Here is a 15,567-nt window from a genome sequence, read left to right as displayed (position 1 = left end):
AAGCAGAGACTTGACTTTGGAGAAATATGGAAAAATGTTAGAGAAAGATCCGAAAAGGTCCGCAAAATAAGTCAGCTGAAGCCTAGATTTTTAAACTAATAAGTTCAAATAGGACAGAAAATTCAAGAAGAAGGCTGAACCTACTTTTCAAAAAGTTTATATCCTCTCTTTAAGGCTGATTAAAAGTGCTCAAGAACAACAATAACTTTACTGACAAAAACAGGGAGGAGTTAAGGATTGAGAAGAAGGCTACTAAGATATTGGACTTATTTTAGGAGGGGGCACAGCGTTTACCTGATCTTCGCCATCACCTTTCTAAACTTTATTGTGATACAGTACCGCCTTCTAATAGAATATATTCCAACCCTCCAAAAACTCTTTTCACATTTGATTGTTTTTATGATAGTTTTTTTTGTAATTTACATCCCTCTTGCCACCATCATCGGGTGGACAGATGTTAAACGAGGCGCAGTCCCCATAAACCACACAATTATGGCTAAAGCGAATCCCTACTACCGCGACCTGGCAAAGGCCATCATTTTGTTGGCGGATGGAAAAAATGCTGAAGCCATTAAGCTAATGAAAAAATGGGCGGAAAGCGACTAAATTAAGTGAAGAAGGTTCATGACTCACAATCCCTGCCTGCATCTTCCAAGATTTTGACGAATCTTTTTGCAAGTTTATCATAGTTGAATCTGATGTTGATGATTTTCTTCGCCTCCAAACCCATCTTCCGGCGTGATTCTCTGTCTTTTATCAGATGTAGAATGGCATTTGCCAATGCTTTAGGGTCTCTTGGTGGCACAACTAAAGTAACATCGCCTAAGGTCTGTTTAATTCCGCCCACATCTGTTGCAATGATAGCCTTGCCAGAGCCAAGGTAGTCAAAAATCTTGGTGGTCAACACAGACACGTATTTGGAGCGAGGTGCTGCGGGGACCACGAGAATATCTGAGGCGGCAAGATATTTTGGTACCTCATGGTATGGTACATGCCCTGGAAAGACACCATGTTTTCCCGCCTTTTCTTCTAGCCAAGGCCTCAGAAGACCGTTACCTACTATAAGGAATTTGACGTCAGGTATTTCTTTTATAACATAAGGAATAGCTTCGACCAGATATTGTACTCCATGATGGGGCTCCATTCCGCCGACATAACCTACAACCTTCCCCTCGGGGAGACAGTGTTTCTTCACGATTTCTTTGCCATCACATTTATTGAACAGGTCCAGTTTAATCCCGTAGGTAACAACTTCAACCCTTTTTGCGCCTAGTTGTTTTAGGTAGGGGATCAAAGACTGATCAATGGCTATGGATACGTCTGAGTGACTGACTACGAAACGCTCCAGCCACCTACCAAGCTTTAGGAGCAGCGAATTACGCCACATACCCCGCTCTATTTTCAGGTCTGTCTGAGCGTCAACCACATAGAGGACAGACTTTCTGCCGGTTAAGAAACGAAGGATTACCCCTATCAAACCTGTGTAGACCTCATGAGAGATAGTAACACTATTTCTCACGAGTAATCCTCTTATCGTAGCTAAAATTACATAGGAAGGATATAACAACTTAGAGACGGGTATAACCGGCATAACATGATAGACAATGCCGCTTCCATCAATTTCACGCCTTCTATGTTTTCGCCCATAGGAAGAGGAAGCTATAATTGCGTGTACCTCATGATTCATGCTAACAAATCTTATGGCGAATTCCTTCATCTGCGAGGCTAAACGAGATTGAGGGGAGAAAATACAAATCTTCAAAGCGCGGGACCTCTACCCCTTATAGCTTCCCCTTTAAGCCCTCAGCCTTAATTCAACCTATATAATGCTATGGATTATTAAAATCCTAAGCTATAATGGCTACAGAGATTATTTTCTAAAAACTGAGAGGAGACTTTTTATCATCGACAAGCAGTTGTATTGACGTGGACAGCTACCTGAATATGAAATTAGGCGCATAGAATATGGTTACTAAGGGCATTATTCCGAGAAAATATTACAAAGAATATCAAAGTATGGAAGGGCAAAATAAACTCTACGAGGCAGAGGGACATCTCAGAAGAAGAGAAAAAGTGTTAGAGGTTGTCCATAAGTTCGCTGAGGGAGATATCTTACTGGATGTGGGATGCGCTGAAGGTTGTTATTTGAAATTATTTAGAGACCTTTTTAACTTCCTCATCGGTCTCGACATTTCTCTCCCGCTTCTGAGAAAAGCGGGAAAAAACGATAAAACAGATTACATCCATGGGGTAGGTGAGACCCTCCCTTTAAAAAATTCTAGCGTCAACCTGATTCTTTGCTCGCAGGTTTTGGAGCACGTGATAAACCCTTCGGCGATTCTGAGCGAGATGAAAAGGGTATTGAAGCCGGATGGGTTACTGGTCTTGACCGTCCCGGTACCCTATAAAAGTGAATTTTGGAGTAAAATTAGACGTAAATTCTTTGTCTTGAGAAGGATCAGGGTAGCCTTCATCGCGGATAAAAAGCATCTAAGGTCATTTTCGCCCAAAGAAATCCTCAGTTTGATGGAGGAGAATGGCTTTAGCGTGATTGAAAGTTTCTTCTCCATTAAGGTCCTACGCGTGGATTTTCCTTTTGCCAGAACATTTTATAGTAAAATCTTGAAAAGAAAAATATGTGAAGACATATCAAATTCTGTACTAGTCTGTCGACGGACGGCTTAGTAAAATTGCTTTATGAACATGACATCGGTCAAACATCGTTCTCTTCATGTGAAAGAGAAAAATATCCGTGGAGATAACCCAAAAAGGCGTAGAGTCTGATTGTGAGATACAGGGGCCAAAGCCAGATGCACCGTTTCTTTACAGCAATATCAAATCCCCTAATGGGCGAGAAAAATAACATTTTGAGAAAACGCAGCATATTAATTGACTTATCATATTTTTTTACTATGTTAGAGTAAACGCCATATCTGTAATAATGCCGAAGCTCTTGGCATACCCCCTTTCTCAAATGTAGAGACATGACGCTGAAGTCGGTTTTCCATTCATAGCCCGCTCTTAAAGCTTTCTGAACCAGAATGCTATCGACGCCGGCTGCTGCCTTTTTTATCTTAGGGAAACCGCCTAGACCACGGAGAAGGGTGGTGTTGAACATGGTGTTATCTAGAGATTGGGTGGAACGTCCAGTTTTAATCATCCTCTCCGTCCGATATTCTTGGAGCTTTCTCAGAATAGGATGATCTGGGAGACGTATCCCTTGTGCAGCAAGGACTTTATGCTTACCTAGAACTTGAGGCGGTATTTTCTCCCACCAATCTTCAGCTAGAACTATGTCTCGTTCAAACGATATGAAGTAAGGAGTTTCAACATGTTTTAGGGCTGTGTTGGCGCCGTCACTGAGACCGGCACCTTCGTTTTTGTAGACACTCCAACCGAATGACTTGGCTATTTCCACGCTATCATCTATGCTGTGATCATCAACGTATATCCGCTGGTTAACAGAGCTGAGAGGTATAACTTCATTAATGCGGCTGAATACCCGAGGCAAGGACCATGCACCATTTTTCGCCCACATCACTATGTCAAACTTCAATTGCATCGCCTCCAACAGTTTAGAGCTTGGCTGTTTCTCCTCGATACAGTCTCAAATATTTTTCCGCCTCTTTTTCCCAAGTGTATTCTTTTTGAACTCTATCTCTTCCCATAAGCCCCATTCTCTCCGCCTTCTTCCTGTCGTGGAGAAGATTGTCAACAGCGGCCGCTAATTGATCTACATCACCAAAATTGACCAGTACACCGCAGTCCGGGGTCACGATATCTCTAGGTCCACCTGTATTGACAGCTATCACCGGCCTAGCAGAGGCCATAGCCTCCAGCAACACTGCACCGAATGGTTCAAAGAGAGAGGGCAATACGAAAACTCTGCAACTTGCGTAAATTTTAGGCATGTCTTGATGAGGAACTTTACCTAAAAACCGCACATAGGAACAACCTTTAGCCATTTCTTTCAACCGACGCTCATCCTTTCCGCTTCCTACGATATGAAGACTGATATCTTTATGGGATTTATGAAGATACTTAACCGATTCGATGAGATGTTGGATTCCTTTTTCTATTTCAAGTCTGCACACCGTCAGAATAACCTTATCTTCAGGAAGCCGTGTAGGCTTAAAGTGCTCCACGTCTACCCCTCTTGGAATTACCTGAACCTTACTGTTAGGCAAATCGAATTCTTTGACGATACATTCCTTCACGGCCTGAGAGGTCACTACAACCACGTCGGCATGCCTGCATGCATCTCTCTCCATCCGCCAAGCTAAAAACCTAAAGGGCTTGAGCCTGAGTAAGAGTTCAGCTGGATGTTTGACTCCTAAAGCAGCCAATCTTGAAACAAGCTGAGATTGAACCATCAAAGGACGGCTCAAAGACGAGGAAGAACGAAATTTATTAATAATTCTAAAAATGTAGCCGGTGGTGGAGAAGCCGTGAACCACATCGTATTCAACCACGTTATCAAGTTTTAACAATGGATAATATGGTGTATTCCTAAATCGGCAATATTCAACCTTTAAGAAGTTGATGCTTTCTCTGCCAGAGAAGTTTGAGGCATTACAGAAATCGACCTTACATCCTAAGGCCCCTAAATTATCCGCCAATTTCTGGGCGTGAATGTCGCCACCAAAAGCCCTATTGTCCCAAGCCGTATATCGACCCAGTAGAAGAACCCTCAAATTTTATTACCTTGTAGATTCGTCAATTCAAGACGGTTTGGCTCTTAAGTTTTTCATTACTCGATTAATATACTATTAATTTAATATATAATTTAGTCATCTCTTTGCCTTCAATATGCCCAACCTTTTTAGGAGATCTCATTAATAAACAACGAATTAATTTTTAGCTTTGTAAAACCACATTGAATGTTTCCTCATCTTAATTTGAGTTGGTAAACAGGAGATTAAAGGCATGGTAACTCTCGATGTAGGCTGCGGCAGGAATAAGCGGAAGGATATTGGCGTTGATATAGATCCTATCGTCAATCCAGATGTGGGGGCAGACATGCATTATTTACCATTTCAAGAAAAATGTTTTGAACAAGTTTACCTATTCCATACTTTTGAACATAGTGATAAACCTCATACCTTGTTGAGAGAGCTTACAAGAATTTCTAGAAGATATATAACCATAATAACAATAGTCGTCCCTAATTTAATAGCCATACCTTACTATTTTCTTTTGCCGAGACTAGCGGGACGCAAAACTGTTTCTAATCCGCTTTATGATGCCGGGGGAGAAACAATACCATAGGCATAGAAAAAGGTATACTCCTTTTTCATTATACAAGCTTCTGCGAAAGGAAGAGTTTCAATTGAAAATAAGGACAAAACCACGATATTTATAGTGGAAAACGTAAAGATAAGTTAAGGAAGCTGATGGGAATCGTCAATAAGGTGGCATCCCTCAGCAATGAGATTGAAGCAATTATATATTTGGAGGGTTTATAACCTATATACCATTAAAAGAAAGTTTAAAGTAGTTAGACGAAAGCCATGAAAGTCCTGTGGTTAACTCTCCATTATACGCCTGAAAAACCGATAGGAGGCGTTAACAGATTTAGTATAGAGATAGTGGAAAGGCTGAGAAAACATGTTAACGTTGAAGTCGTCCATAACGGAAAACCATAGACTGGAACTTTTCTTTGGATGGTAAGAGCATCAATGAAACTTAAAGACTATGATGTCATTCACGCGGCTAATTTTAGGGCAGCAATGCCGCCGATCATCGCTAGAAAGAATTACATCCTAACCCTCCATGACATCGCTCCTATGCGAATGTATCACTTCAGAGGATATCTTCAAAAATTAGCTGTAAAAAAAAGCTATAGGAATAACAACCCCGACAAAGGCTATTATAGAGGCCCTGGGAGTTGTGATGCCGAAGATGACTGACAAGGCTAGAGTTGTCCCTAACGGGGTTGATTGCAGTAAATTTAAACCGCTTGGAATAAAGAAACCGAAAAAACCGACTATCGGCTATGTGGGAAGAAAAGCATCCTACAAAATTAGTCTTATCCCAAAAATGCTGAATTATTACCGGAATGCGTTATCTTGTTGAACGATAAGGTCTTAGATGATAATCAATTATGCTATTTCTACAACAAATGCCATGTTATTTTAGTTCCAAGCCCGCCCTATGCTGAGGGGTTCTCTCTGGCTTCAGCTGAAGCATTGGCATGCGGGACACCGGTGATAGCCACAGATATACCAGCCATAAGGGAATCTGTAGGTAAGTATGCTTACTATGTTCCCTACAAAGCAGAGGCGTTTGCTGAAAAAGCTTGTTGGATTTTTAAAAATTATGAAAATGCGAGAAAAAAGCCTTAGAGGGAAGAGGATACATCGAAAGGAACCTAACTTGGGATAGAGCTACTGGCATGTATCTTAAATTCTACCAAGAGATTATCAACAAATAGTTAAGTGTTTCTTCAATTAGCAAAGAGACTTCTTTCACATTAAGCAGACGATTAAGGCCCTACGGAGAAGGGTCATAGAGTTGTAAGCGTGGGAATTCAGATAGGCTTAAAAATTTTTCCCGCCTAAAGCTTATGAAAACATAAGGATATTATATAAATAGAGGCTTGCTACCCTTTAGACGAAGATCTCAGTGGCCGTCCGACTCTGCGAAATAATGGAGCAATGAATATGAAGGAGAAAACGAAAGTTTTGATAACGGGCAGCGCGGGGTTTGTGGGCCGCCACTTATTCAACTATTTGAAGACTTCCCAAGTGGATGTCGCAGGCATAGACGTTAAAAGAACGAATTCTACTAACTTTGTATGCGACGTTACAGTTCTAGAAGATGTTAAATCAGTATTTGAATCCTTTCAGCCGGACGTGGTGGTTCATCTGGCAGCTCTTTGCAATTCCAAAGAAAGTAATGAGAAGCCGTATCCATACTTTCACACCAACTCGTTTGGAACCTTGAACGTGATTGATTGTTGTGTTAATTATAATGCAAGGGTGATTTTCATGTCCAGCGCTGCTGTTCTCGGCAGTTCATCTAAATTTTTACCCATCAGCGAAGATAACTGGCAGTACAATCCCCAAAGCGGCTATGCGTACTCTAAGGTTTTGTCTGAATACATGATATTCCATTACATGGCTAAAAAAGGGTTGAAGGCAACAATCTTTCGGTGCTGGGATTTGATAGGAGAAGGGTTGAGAGGCACCATTCTGAACCTTTTAGCAGCCAAAGTGAAGAAAGAGGAGCCCATCACCCTCTACTGTTACGGTGAGCAGGTGATGGATTTCAACTACGTAGGAAACCTCTGCGAAGCCATACGCAGCGTCTTGATGAATCCCTCCTCAACGTTCGGCGAACTGTTTCACATAGGAAGCGGGCAGCCTGTCAAGTTAAAATGGGTTGTGGAAAAACTGATCCAGATTTCAGGCAGTAAGTCGAAGATAAAGTTGGCTCCTCCGAGGCCTAATGAAATACCCGTCAACTCTTATCCTTCAATTACTAAAGCTGAGAAATATTTCAACTATAGACCCTCAGTTAACATTGAGGAGGCCCTTCGCAGAAGCCTATTTTAGCGTTCTTTTCATCAAGGCACAACCGGATTTGAAGTGGCGTCCATGAAATTATGGGTGGATGTTGTTCATCCTAAGGATGCATGGCTGCTAAAAGCGTTGCTGTTAGACTGTAAATTTGAAGAAGTATACGTGACATCTCGGAGAGGCTTGGCAACGTGCCAAGTTTTAGATATGCTTAAAATCTCGCATACTCCGTTCGGGAGATACGGTTATTCCGTGAGGGAAAAATTCATGTTTGGGGTAGAGCGGGAAAAAACGTTGGCTGGATTTATTGAAAGCCATGGCAGGCCGGATGTTTTGTATGCTCATGGATCCGTGGAGGCGACGCGGGTGGCTTTCGGTTTCGGAATTCCCATGGTGCATGCAAATGATACTATAATAAACTTGTCGGTTTTGAGGCTTACAGTTCCGCTTCTCGATTCTTTGGTAACACCCAATTCCATCGAAAAAAAATTATGGGAAAAATTTGGCATAGCGCCTTCTAAGATAATTCAATATAATGGCACGGAGGAAGTCTCCTACATTAAGAGGCGGATTGCCGAGGATGTACCTTTAGGGATTGACATGTCGGAGAAGGAACTACGCTACTCAGTGGTTTTAAGGGACATTGAAAGCGATGCGTCGTACGTTCGAGTCTACCGCGAGAAAATCAAAGAACTCCTAAGCATGTTGGCTGAAGATTATCAGGTGATTTTCCTTCCACGTTACACTGGAAAAAAAGCTGAGTTAAAAGGGGCGGGAAACATCATGGTTCCGAAGAATGTTTTAAACGTACCTCTGCTCGTCCGCCTTGTTGGGGCAGTCATATGCAGCGGAGGAACGATAGCTAAGGAAGCAGCTTTGCAGGGTACCCCTGCCATCAGCCTCCATTTTTTCGACCTCATTGGTAAATATCTGAGTAAAAAAGGTTTTCCGCTGTATTATTTGCCGAACGTTAAAGAAGCGTACAAATTGGTCTGCCGGATCATGGGTGAAAGGGTAGAGGTAGGAGAACGGCTGAACGCTTTGGAGGACCCTGTTCCACATATTATAGAGCAAGTGCACAGGTTATCGGCTCTTGGAAAAAAGTAGAATAGTTGTAACTGGAGCGAACGGTTTCGTTGGCATCCATACGGTAGAGGCCCTTTTGGCAGAAGGCTATAGGGTTTTGGGAATAGACCTATCTGGCGACAGACTTGAAAAATTCGATTCCCACCCGAACTTTACCTTGAAGAAATTCGACATACTAGACCCAAGGCTTTTTAAGCTTATCCGTCCGGGGGACAAGGTACTTCACTTGGCTGCCATATCCACGTTTGATGCAGCTGGCGCAAACAGAAGATACGCTCTAAGGATGAATGTGGAGGGAACCATAAATGTTGTAGACGCGTGTATAGCAAAGAAAGCTGAGCGTTTGGTCTATGGTTCAACAGGGAATGTTTATAGACAAAACGCGCGGGTTCCCATCAGCGAAAGAGAAAAACTGGGGCCGAGCGTTGATAGTGATTACGGATGGACTAAGCTTCAAGCTGAGCAGTGGGTTAGGAATAGCGGCAAAAAGCTTCCCTACATAATCCTCCGCTACGGCTACATATATGGGAGGCATAAAGAGGGGGGTGCCATAGGGAAATTTCTTCAGAGAATCAAAAAGGGGGAGCCCCCAGAAATATATGGAGGCAGTCAAAAATGCGACTTCATCTACGTGAAGGATGTTGCCCGCGCAAACATACTGGCCTTAGAAGCTCAGAAGCTTAATAAAATATACAACATAGGCACAGGTAGGGCTCTTTCCATCAGAAAAGTTTGCAACCTATGCTTGAAGGCTCTAAACTCGAACTTGAAGCCGGTTGTAAAGCCGCCTAGAAGCTTTGACGCTCAAAATTTTGTCTATGATGTCAGGCGAGCGGAGAAGGATCTAGGGTTCCGAGCTAGGTACAGCCTATGGGAAGGCTTGATGGACATGTTGGAAGACGAGAAGAAAAACCAGCCTTAAACATTTGGCGTTAATTATTCGGGTTTCCAGCTTGGAGCGAAAAGAGATATTAACCTCGTTTGGGGAAGAATAATTAGGCTGGGAGGAGAAGAAGGGGTTTTCATGACTTCACATCCGAAGGACATTATTCCCACAGGGATTGAAGGGTTAGATGAGATTTTGGGAGGGGGTCTCCCTCAGGGCCGGAACATTCTTGTCATCGGCGGCCCTGGAACTGGGAAGACTATTCTCAGCGCTCAGTATCTCTGCAACGGGATATCCATGTTCAACGAGAAAGGCCTTTACATTACGTTGGAAGAGGATGTTTCATCCCTGAAGAGGGAACTTTCAAAGCTTGATCTAAACTTTGAAAAGCATGAGAAGGATGGAATGTTGAAGATAGTGGATTACTCTATTATTAATTACATGCCTCAAAGAGAAATTGAAGCTGCGGTGAAATTTCTGAGCATGCCTGCCTTCAAAATTTCAAGCTTGTTGGAGGTTATTCGAAACAGTTGCAGAGACGTCGGCGCCAAAAGAGTAGTCCTTGACTCCCTTTCCGCGTTAACCTTCCAAGAGCCAGAATTGGTTAAGAGGCGGCTGGCTACCATGCTTATTTTTAAAACTTTCACGGAATTAGGCGTCACCGCCCTCATCATTTCTGAGGTGAAAGCCAACTTGCTAGAGCGGGAGTTTATCTTTGAGGAATATTTATCCGACGGAGTTATTGTCATGCAGAACATTCGGAGAGAGGATGTGACGGCTAAAAGCATTCATGTGGAAAAAATGCGGGGAGTTTCCCACGACATCCAGCCGCACCCGTATAAAATAGACCAGCGAGGGATCACTGTCTTCCCGAAGGAGAAACTGTTTATCACTCCTTAATGTGGAGGAGACAGCGAGCATCGGGCAGTCCCGTTATTTTTTGGGGGAAGGGAGTGTTTCCGGGAAAAGGGAGATAGGCTCCTTAAGTTTAACATAATTTTTTAATTATAAATTTATATAAAAGATGCGCAACAATACATTAATTAAATAAAAATATTATTATATATTAACTTTGAATAGGAGCATTTATTCATGAGCAGGGTCACATCAGTTGAATTAGAAGAGGAAGACGTAGAGTACATCGAAAGACTGATGCGAGAGGGGCGAGTTCGGTCTTTAAAAGAATTCGTTGAGATGTGCGTTAAATTCGGGAGACAATACACTTTAGACCGATGGCAAAAGGGTCTTTTTGACATAGGACCTGTTAGAATTGTTTTCCTCCCAAAAAAAGCCCTAGACCTGTTGATAGAGCGGGTGGAGCAGGAAGACCACAGGGACCTAGGTAGGGAAATGGGGGAAGTCATCAAGTCTTTCGCTTTGTTTCAGTTTCAAACCGACACTACCAAAGACTGGGATTCCGCTTTGGAGATTATGTCCAACTTTGGCTGGGGACAATTTTCGGCTACGGACAGGGACTACATTCAGATTGTTTCTCCAGCTCTACCTTCCAGTTTGATGAAAAGTTACGTAGAAAGTGTTTTGAACGTTAAACTTGAACCCATTCAAATGAAAATTGATGTGCAAGTGTTCCGGATTTTGAAAGACTGACTAATGGCAGCGGATTTTTTCCTACATTCGACTGTTTTTTGTATAACGGCATCTGTTTTTATTTTTAATATAATTTAAGTTATATTTGATTTATTTTCAAATAAAAGCCATATTTGAATATTTTTTTAATAAAGAAATTTAAAAACGGCTTATTATTTAAAAATAATAACAAAAGTTAAATAAAAGACCCAAATTTAAGTTATTTACAGCAATAAAGTTGGAATACCCCTGCTATGGGGTGATTTATTAGTGAAAATTTTCAAAGAGGGGTTAAATCCTCTCTACCATCTCGGCGGCTTGATTATTCTCACCTCCATGGCGCGAAAATTTCCTTCTATCGGTTTCTTTAAGGTTTACAAAAGCATCAGTCGAGTGAAAAAAGAACTGGAAGCAAAATTGACTGCGGAATTAGACGGCCCTTTAGTGTTGAGTTTCGACGATTTGAAGGATAGAAAGCTTCTGAAAGATAAGTATCTCGCCTATGCCAGTTTTCTGGCGGCTATAAGTTCGTATCCTATCCTTCACAGAGTCGCAGGGAACGATGTTGTGGATTCCTCAATTTTTTCGAAAACAGCCATGATGACCGGGATAAAACTGTTGGACAACATCAACGATCAGTTCCATGATTTTGAACAAGCTGAAGCATCTCAGCAGAAATATGAAGAAGCCTTAACCAGGCCTATCTTCTTCTTAGAGAGCATTGAGGGAAGAAAACTTTGGCTGGCTCGAGCTGAAAACTCGGCTTACGCCATAACGAGGTGGGCCTATCATAGGCTGCCATCTCCGCTTGAAGACTTGAAGACCTTTAAGATTTTTGTTGCAGATGTTAAAGAGTTCATAGACGCGCAGATCAGGTCTTTCTACCAGAAGAGCAACCTCTACAGTCTCTCGGGGTTAAACTTTAAAGACTATTTAAAGAAGATAACCGCCAAAGCTTCCGGGACCCTTTGGGTGGATGTGGACCTATGTTTTTATGAGGCATCAACCGGCGGATTGGACGGCGCTACGCTGAAGTCTCTGGAGTGCATCAACCGGGGCATAGACCTACTGTTCCGGGCGTTGATCATCTGGGATGATGTAACCGATCTGAAAGACGACTTAAGGGACTCCATCGTCAATTCAGCCATGATGCTTGGGCTGGAAACGGGTAAGGTTTCCCTCTCCGAGCTTCAGGGAAAAGCAGCCAAAGTTATAAAGACCTTGGAGGAACGGGGAGTTTTGGACGACGCCATTCACTTAGGTAACCTGGTTTTTCTGAGTGCTGTTGAACAGATGCGGGAGGCTGAAAACCTGAATCAAGATATCGACGTGGAAGCTCTCGTCTATTGTGCGAGAGTTCTGAGGATGTTTCTTCTGAGGAAGCAAGTGGAAGAAAAGAAAGATCTACGAAGCCTACGCTTAGTTTTCCAGTCTTTTGACAAGTTTGAGAATTTTCGCTCCGATATCCCCGATTATCTTTGGTCCTATGGTAAGTTTGTGATAAATTAACCTCAGGCTAGGGAAATCAAGCTTTCCTAACCAAGAAAACGCATTCCCGGTCTCCTAAAGCCTTGCATTTTATTTCATCAACGAATACCGGCTCTTTGGCGACTTGGCAGAGGGCTCCTATCAGGGTCCCGGTAATCATGTTGCATAAAGGTTTTTCGCCAACAGCTCCTTCGCATTCGAAGCAGTCGCCAACTATAACTTCAAAGCTGGAATCAGTTTTCTTCATGGTTTTGCTTTTAAGCCCGAATCCTATGTGTAGAGTTAAAGCGGTTACTTTGGGTAGGTAGTTAAACTCAAGTTTAACCCAAGGTGTTTCCCCGTATTTTTCAAGCCTTTCAATGGTGGTAACCCTGGCTGCAAGTTCGTGGATCAGCCGCTCAGTAGCTTGAAAGACCTCCGCGGGCTCCCTGCTGTTTGGGAAATAGTTGTTAAGGACTATTTCGATACTCTTTCTAAGCCCCAAAAGAGCTTCAAGAGGAACTTTACGCGGCTTCCTGCCTAACAGTCTTGAAGAAAGTGAGCAGGGAAGCTTTAAGGCCAGTTTAGAGATTTTTTTTATGCCGCCTATGGTTTCAACATCTTCTTTATGTTCCGCAACTCTTTCAAAGCCAACGGCGCCTAGAACAGCCCATCTGGATAGCTTATCCAGAATTTCGTCGAACCTGTCGTAAAAGAGCAGCTTCACGTCAGTAAGCCGCATGTTGTGAGTTTGGGTTAAGAGAAAATAATCCACAGGGTTCAGTTTTTCTATAGCATCTTTACGCATGATTATTTTGAGGTTTTTGATGTTGTTTTCCAGATAGACCCTTTTCGCTCGAGTTTTTTCCTCCAAGGATGCGGGGAGCTTGTCGGTGAATTCATCTTCAAACTTGATGAGCAGACGGTTGCCTCTCACTACGTAGGGGAACTCCTTGGCGTAGAACTCAGGTTTACAAGCCTTCAAAATTGAAAATTTATGTGTATAGCTTCCGTCGACTTGCCCATAGCTCAGGATAATTGTGCCATGAAGCAGTGTCTGCGCCTTCTTTTCGAAGGTGGGAAAAGTCCCCTTGGGAAGGGTTAAGAATTCTAGGAGAGGCCTTCCCTGAACTTGGGAGGCGAGATGCTCCAAGAGCTTTAGAATCACGGTTTCCTCGTAGTTGATGAGGATGTAGGGTAGATAGTGATGAATTATCACCCCCTCACCGACCTCGTTTCTTATCTCCGCTATACGAATGCTGAGTTCTGAAAGCGCCTTCACGCCGCCTATGTTGATTGCTTTAAAATCGCTGAAAACCGGCTGGTGGGTGAGGAGATAGACGGGTTTTGTCTCCGCGAACCTGGAGAGAAGGTGGGTGAGGAAAAAAAGCGACTCGTAGTGTCCCTCATCGAGGACGAAGATCATGGAGCCTTTGCCGAGGGCGGATATGGTGTCAAAGACTTCATGACCTGTTTTAAAAAATATTTTAATTCACCTTTAAATTTATTTATATATTTTTAAACTACATAATATTCTTAAATATTACAAATATTTAAAGATATTGACTTAACCAAAAAAAATAAAACGAAACCGATAGTCATATAAAGTTTATTTTCTCCTCAAAGGTAAAAATATCTTCAATATGAGTTTCAAAGCATACAAGGCCGTCGTTTTCGATATGGATGGAACCCTGATAAAGGAGCAATGCTGGGAGATCCTCCACCGCCACTTCCACGTAGACTGGGAAAAGACGCAAAAATTTATTGAAGAATACGCTCAAGGCAGGCTGAGTTTCGAAGAGCTGGTAAAGAGGGAGATAAAACTGTGGGAGAAAGACGGGAAACTACCCTACATCAGGGAGATAGATGAAACCCTCAAAACCTACACCCTGACCAAAAACGCCAAAAAAACCACGACTCAACTCCGTCAGGCGGGATTAACCTTGGCCCTCGTGTCCTACGGGCTGGACATCCTGGCCTACAGAGTAGGCAGAGACCTGAAGATAGACCGCATCTACGCCAACACTCTTGAAGTAGACGCCGAGGGCCGCATCACAGGAAACCAGTTTAACAGAGTTGAGCTGGGCGGAAAAAATAAGATAGTCAGAGAGCTGGCCTTAGAGCTTGGAATGCCGCTGTCAAAATTCGTGGTGGTAGGAGACACAAAATATGACCTAAGCATGTTTGAGGGGGCGGGGTTGAAGATAGCTTTTAACCCCAAAGACAGAGAGCTGGGAGAAGCAGCGGATGTGGTAATTCGCTCAGATGACTTGGAGCGGATCCTAGATTTTATCCTTTAGACGGCTTTAAACTGAGCCTCGCAATGATCGCCTCTCCAGCCTTTACTTTATCCCCTGGTTTGACAGCGAGCTTCAGGTTTAAGACTTGGGGAACGACAAGGTCTACATGGGAGCCAAATTTAACTTGCCTATTCTCTGGCCGAGGTTAACGGTTTCGCCCTCACCCACATAGCAGTCTATTCTCCCCACGATGAAGGCTGCAATTTGAACGACTACCACCCTGAAGCCTGTTTCATGCTCTAGAACTAGAATGTTTCTCCTATTTCGAAACTCAAACTCTTCTCGGCCTATGCGGAGAAGCTTTCCCTCTCTTTTGGAGACTTTAACAACCCTTCCAGCGATGGGCGCTCTGTTTACATGAACATTGAAAGGAGACATGTATATGCCTAAAATGTATCCTGAAGACATCTGAAGGTCTTCATCCCACAATATCTCTTTCAGGGGAATCCTCCTTCCACCTTTCTGAGTCCACAGAATTTCCCCTCGTTCAATCTCTCTCACATAGACAATCCTCCCGTCCGCAGGGGCTACGATTACTCCCTCGTCCGCAGGAGGCATCCTTTCCGGATCCCTGTAAAAATTAACCAGAAACAGGGCGATAACCAAGGCTAATATAAGGCCGATAACCCAGAGCGTCGACATGCGGCTGAACTTCACCCAGCGAAAGCGATGTTAGGCCTCCCAGCCCTATTCCTTTCGGAGACTTTATCTAACATTCAGC

The 15,567-nt window shown here is 43.0% G+C and carries 17 protein-coding genes and 1 pseudogene; 13 read left to right on the top strand and 5 right to left on the bottom strand.

The genetic code is table 11. From position 1 onward, the window contains the following. The first annotated feature begins 237 nt into the window (after positions 1-237). The gene (locus tag BWM17_RS05850) at positions 238-606 is read left to right on the top strand and encodes a hypothetical protein (protein WP_309493009.1); all 369 of its coding nucleotides are present in this window, start codon (positions 238-240) and stop codon (positions 604-606) included. 16 nt (positions 607-622) lie between these two features. On the opposite strand, the gene BWM17_RS05845 is transcribed toward BWM17_RS05850, so the two are convergent. Next, positions 623-1,717, bottom strand: a complete 1,095-nt coding sequence (locus BWM17_RS05845) for a glycosyltransferase family 4 protein (RefSeq protein WP_309493008.1) — start codon at positions 1,715-1,717, stop codon at positions 623-625. Positions 1,718-1,965: 248 nt separating this feature from the next. Between BWM17_RS05845 and BWM17_RS05840 the strand changes: the two genes are divergently transcribed. After that, on the top strand, positions 1,966-2,685 hold the full coding sequence (locus BWM17_RS05840; RefSeq protein WP_309493007.1) for a class I SAM-dependent methyltransferase: 720 nt from the start codon (positions 1,966-1,968) through the stop codon (positions 2,683-2,685). Between the two features lie 28 nt (positions 2,686-2,713). Here BWM17_RS05840 and BWM17_RS05835 read toward each other — a convergent pair whose 3' ends face one another. Further along, complete coding sequence (locus BWM17_RS05835; protein WP_309493006.1) at positions 2,714-3,556, bottom strand: glycosyltransferase family 2 protein; 843 nt, start codon at positions 3,554-3,556, stop codon at positions 2,714-2,716. Positions 3,557-3,575: 19 nt separating this feature from the next. Continuing rightward, positions 3,576-4,694 carry a glycosyltransferase family 4 protein gene (locus tag BWM17_RS05830; RefSeq protein ID WP_309493005.1) on the bottom strand — a complete coding sequence of 373 codons (1,119 nt, stop codon included), beginning with the start codon at positions 4,692-4,694 and terminating at the stop codon, positions 3,576-3,578. A 232-nt stretch (positions 4,695-4,926) separates the two neighbouring features. Here BWM17_RS05830 and BWM17_RS05825 point away from each other — a divergent pair, with 232 nt between their 5' ends. The 10 genes from BWM17_RS05825 (at position 4,927) to BWM17_RS05780 (ending at position 12,588) form a co-directional block, all read left to right on the top strand. Continuing rightward, on the top strand, positions 4,927-5,268 hold the full coding sequence (locus BWM17_RS05825; protein WP_309493004.1) for a methyltransferase domain-containing protein: 342 nt from the start codon (positions 4,927-4,929) through the stop codon (positions 5,266-5,268). Between the two features lie 242 nt (positions 5,269-5,510). Then, on the top strand, positions 5,511-5,645 hold the full coding sequence (locus tag BWM17_RS05820) for a hypothetical protein (protein ID WP_309493003.1): 135 nt from the start codon (positions 5,511-5,513) through the stop codon (positions 5,643-5,645). An 18-nt stretch (positions 5,646-5,663) separates the two neighbouring features. Beyond that, positions 5,664-5,909 (top strand): hypothetical protein, encoded by a 246-nt coding sequence (locus BWM17_RS05815; RefSeq protein ID WP_309493002.1) that lies wholly within the window; start codon positions 5,664-5,666, stop codon positions 5,907-5,909. A gap of 162 nt (positions 5,910-6,071) precedes the next feature. Next, complete coding sequence (locus BWM17_RS05810; protein ID WP_309493001.1) at positions 6,072-6,344, top strand: glycosyltransferase; 273 nt, start codon at positions 6,072-6,074, stop codon at positions 6,342-6,344. 318 nt (positions 6,345-6,662) lie between these two features. Then, positions 6,663-7,556 carry an NAD-dependent epimerase/dehydratase family protein gene (locus tag BWM17_RS05805; RefSeq protein ID WP_309493000.1) on the top strand — a complete coding sequence of 298 codons (894 nt, stop codon included), beginning with the start codon at positions 6,663-6,665 and terminating at the stop codon, positions 7,554-7,556. A 42-nt stretch (positions 7,557-7,598) separates the two neighbouring features. After that, positions 7,599-8,627 (top strand): DUF354 domain-containing protein, encoded by a 1,029-nt coding sequence (locus BWM17_RS05800; RefSeq protein WP_309492999.1) that lies wholly within the window; start codon positions 7,599-7,601, stop codon positions 8,625-8,627. Beyond that, entirely contained in the window at positions 8,614-9,528 is a 915-nt protein-coding gene (locus BWM17_RS05795; protein ID WP_309492998.1) for an NAD-dependent epimerase/dehydratase family protein, read from the top strand. Before BWM17_RS05800 ends, BWM17_RS05795 begins: the two co-directional genes overlap by 14 nt. 102 nt (positions 9,529-9,630) lie before the next feature. Continuing rightward, the gene (locus BWM17_RS05790; RefSeq protein WP_309492997.1) at positions 9,631-10,392 is read left to right on the top strand and encodes an RAD55 family ATPase; all 762 of its coding nucleotides are present in this window, start codon (positions 9,631-9,633) and stop codon (positions 10,390-10,392) included. A gap of 192 nt (positions 10,393-10,584) precedes the next feature. Next, on the top strand, positions 10,585-11,100 hold the full coding sequence (locus BWM17_RS05785) for a hypothetical protein (RefSeq protein WP_309492996.1): 516 nt from the start codon (positions 10,585-10,587) through the stop codon (positions 11,098-11,100). 249 nt (positions 11,101-11,349) lie between these two features. After that, the gene (locus BWM17_RS05780) at positions 11,350-12,588 is read left to right on the top strand and encodes a hypothetical protein (protein ID WP_309492995.1); all 1,239 of its coding nucleotides are present in this window, start codon (positions 11,350-11,352) and stop codon (positions 12,586-12,588) included. Positions 12,589-12,604: 16 nt separating this feature from the next. On the opposite strand, the gene BWM17_RS05775 is transcribed toward BWM17_RS05780, so the two are convergent. Continuing rightward, complete coding sequence (locus BWM17_RS05775; protein WP_309492994.1) at positions 12,605-13,972, bottom strand: V4R domain-containing protein; 1,368 nt, start codon at positions 13,970-13,972, stop codon at positions 12,605-12,607. Between the two features lie 217 nt (positions 13,973-14,189). On the opposite strand from BWM17_RS05775, the gene BWM17_RS05770 reads away from it, so the two are divergent. After that, positions 14,190-14,846, top strand: a complete 657-nt coding sequence (locus BWM17_RS05770; protein WP_309492993.1) for an HAD family phosphatase — start codon at positions 14,190-14,192, stop codon at positions 14,844-14,846. Here BWM17_RS05770 and BWM17_RS05765 read toward each other — a convergent pair. Continuing rightward, positions 14,836-15,404 (bottom strand): annotated as a pseudogene (locus BWM17_RS05765) (phosphatidylserine decarboxylase). The gene BWM17_RS05770 and the pseudogene BWM17_RS05765 overlap by 11 nt on opposite strands. Positions 15,405-15,567: the final 163 nt, after the last annotated feature.

Origin of the sequence: Candidatus Hecatella orcuttiae (genome assembly GCF_002009985.1) — an archaeon.
Classification (GTDB): Archaea; Thermoproteota; Bathyarchaeia; order Hecatellales; family Hecatellaceae; genus Hecatella; species Hecatella orcuttiae.
This window is presented reverse-complemented; position numbering and strand designations above follow the sequence as displayed.

Bases quoted from the DNA above. Each gene is read 5' to 3' on its own strand.
- BWM17_RS05845 (WP_309493008.1), bottom strand. From the start codon at position 1,717: ATGAAGGAATTCGCCATAAGATTTGTTAGCATGAATCATGAGGTACAC.
- BWM17_RS05840 (WP_309493007.1), top strand. From the start codon at position 1,966: ATGGTTACTAAGGGCATTATTCCGAGAAAATATTACAAAGAATATCAA.
- BWM17_RS05825 (WP_309493004.1), top strand. From the start codon at position 4,927: ATGGTAACTCTCGATGTAGGCTGCGGCAGGAATAAGCGGAAGGATATT.
- BWM17_RS05820 (WP_309493003.1), top strand. From the start codon at position 5,511: ATGAAAGTCCTGTGGTTAACTCTCCATTATACGCCTGAAAAACCGATA.
- BWM17_RS05815 (WP_309493002.1), top strand. From the start codon at position 5,664: ATGGTAAGAGCATCAATGAAACTTAAAGACTATGATGTCATTCACGCG.
- BWM17_RS05805 (WP_309493000.1), top strand. From the start codon at position 6,663: ATGAAGGAGAAAACGAAAGTTTTGATAACGGGCAGCGCGGGGTTTGTG.
- BWM17_RS05800 (WP_309492999.1), top strand. From the start codon at position 7,599: ATGAAATTATGGGTGGATGTTGTTCATCCTAAGGATGCATGGCTGCTA.
- BWM17_RS05790 (WP_309492997.1), top strand. From the start codon at position 9,631: ATGACTTCACATCCGAAGGACATTATTCCCACAGGGATTGAAGGGTTA.
- BWM17_RS05785 (WP_309492996.1), top strand. From the start codon at position 10,585: ATGAGCAGGGTCACATCAGTTGAATTAGAAGAGGAAGACGTAGAGTAC.
- BWM17_RS05775 (WP_309492994.1), bottom strand. From the start codon at position 13,972: ATGATCTTCGTCCTCGATGAGGGACACTACGAGTCGCTTTTTTTCCTC.
- BWM17_RS05770 (WP_309492993.1), top strand. From the start codon at position 14,190: ATGAGTTTCAAAGCATACAAGGCCGTCGTTTTCGATATGGATGGAACC.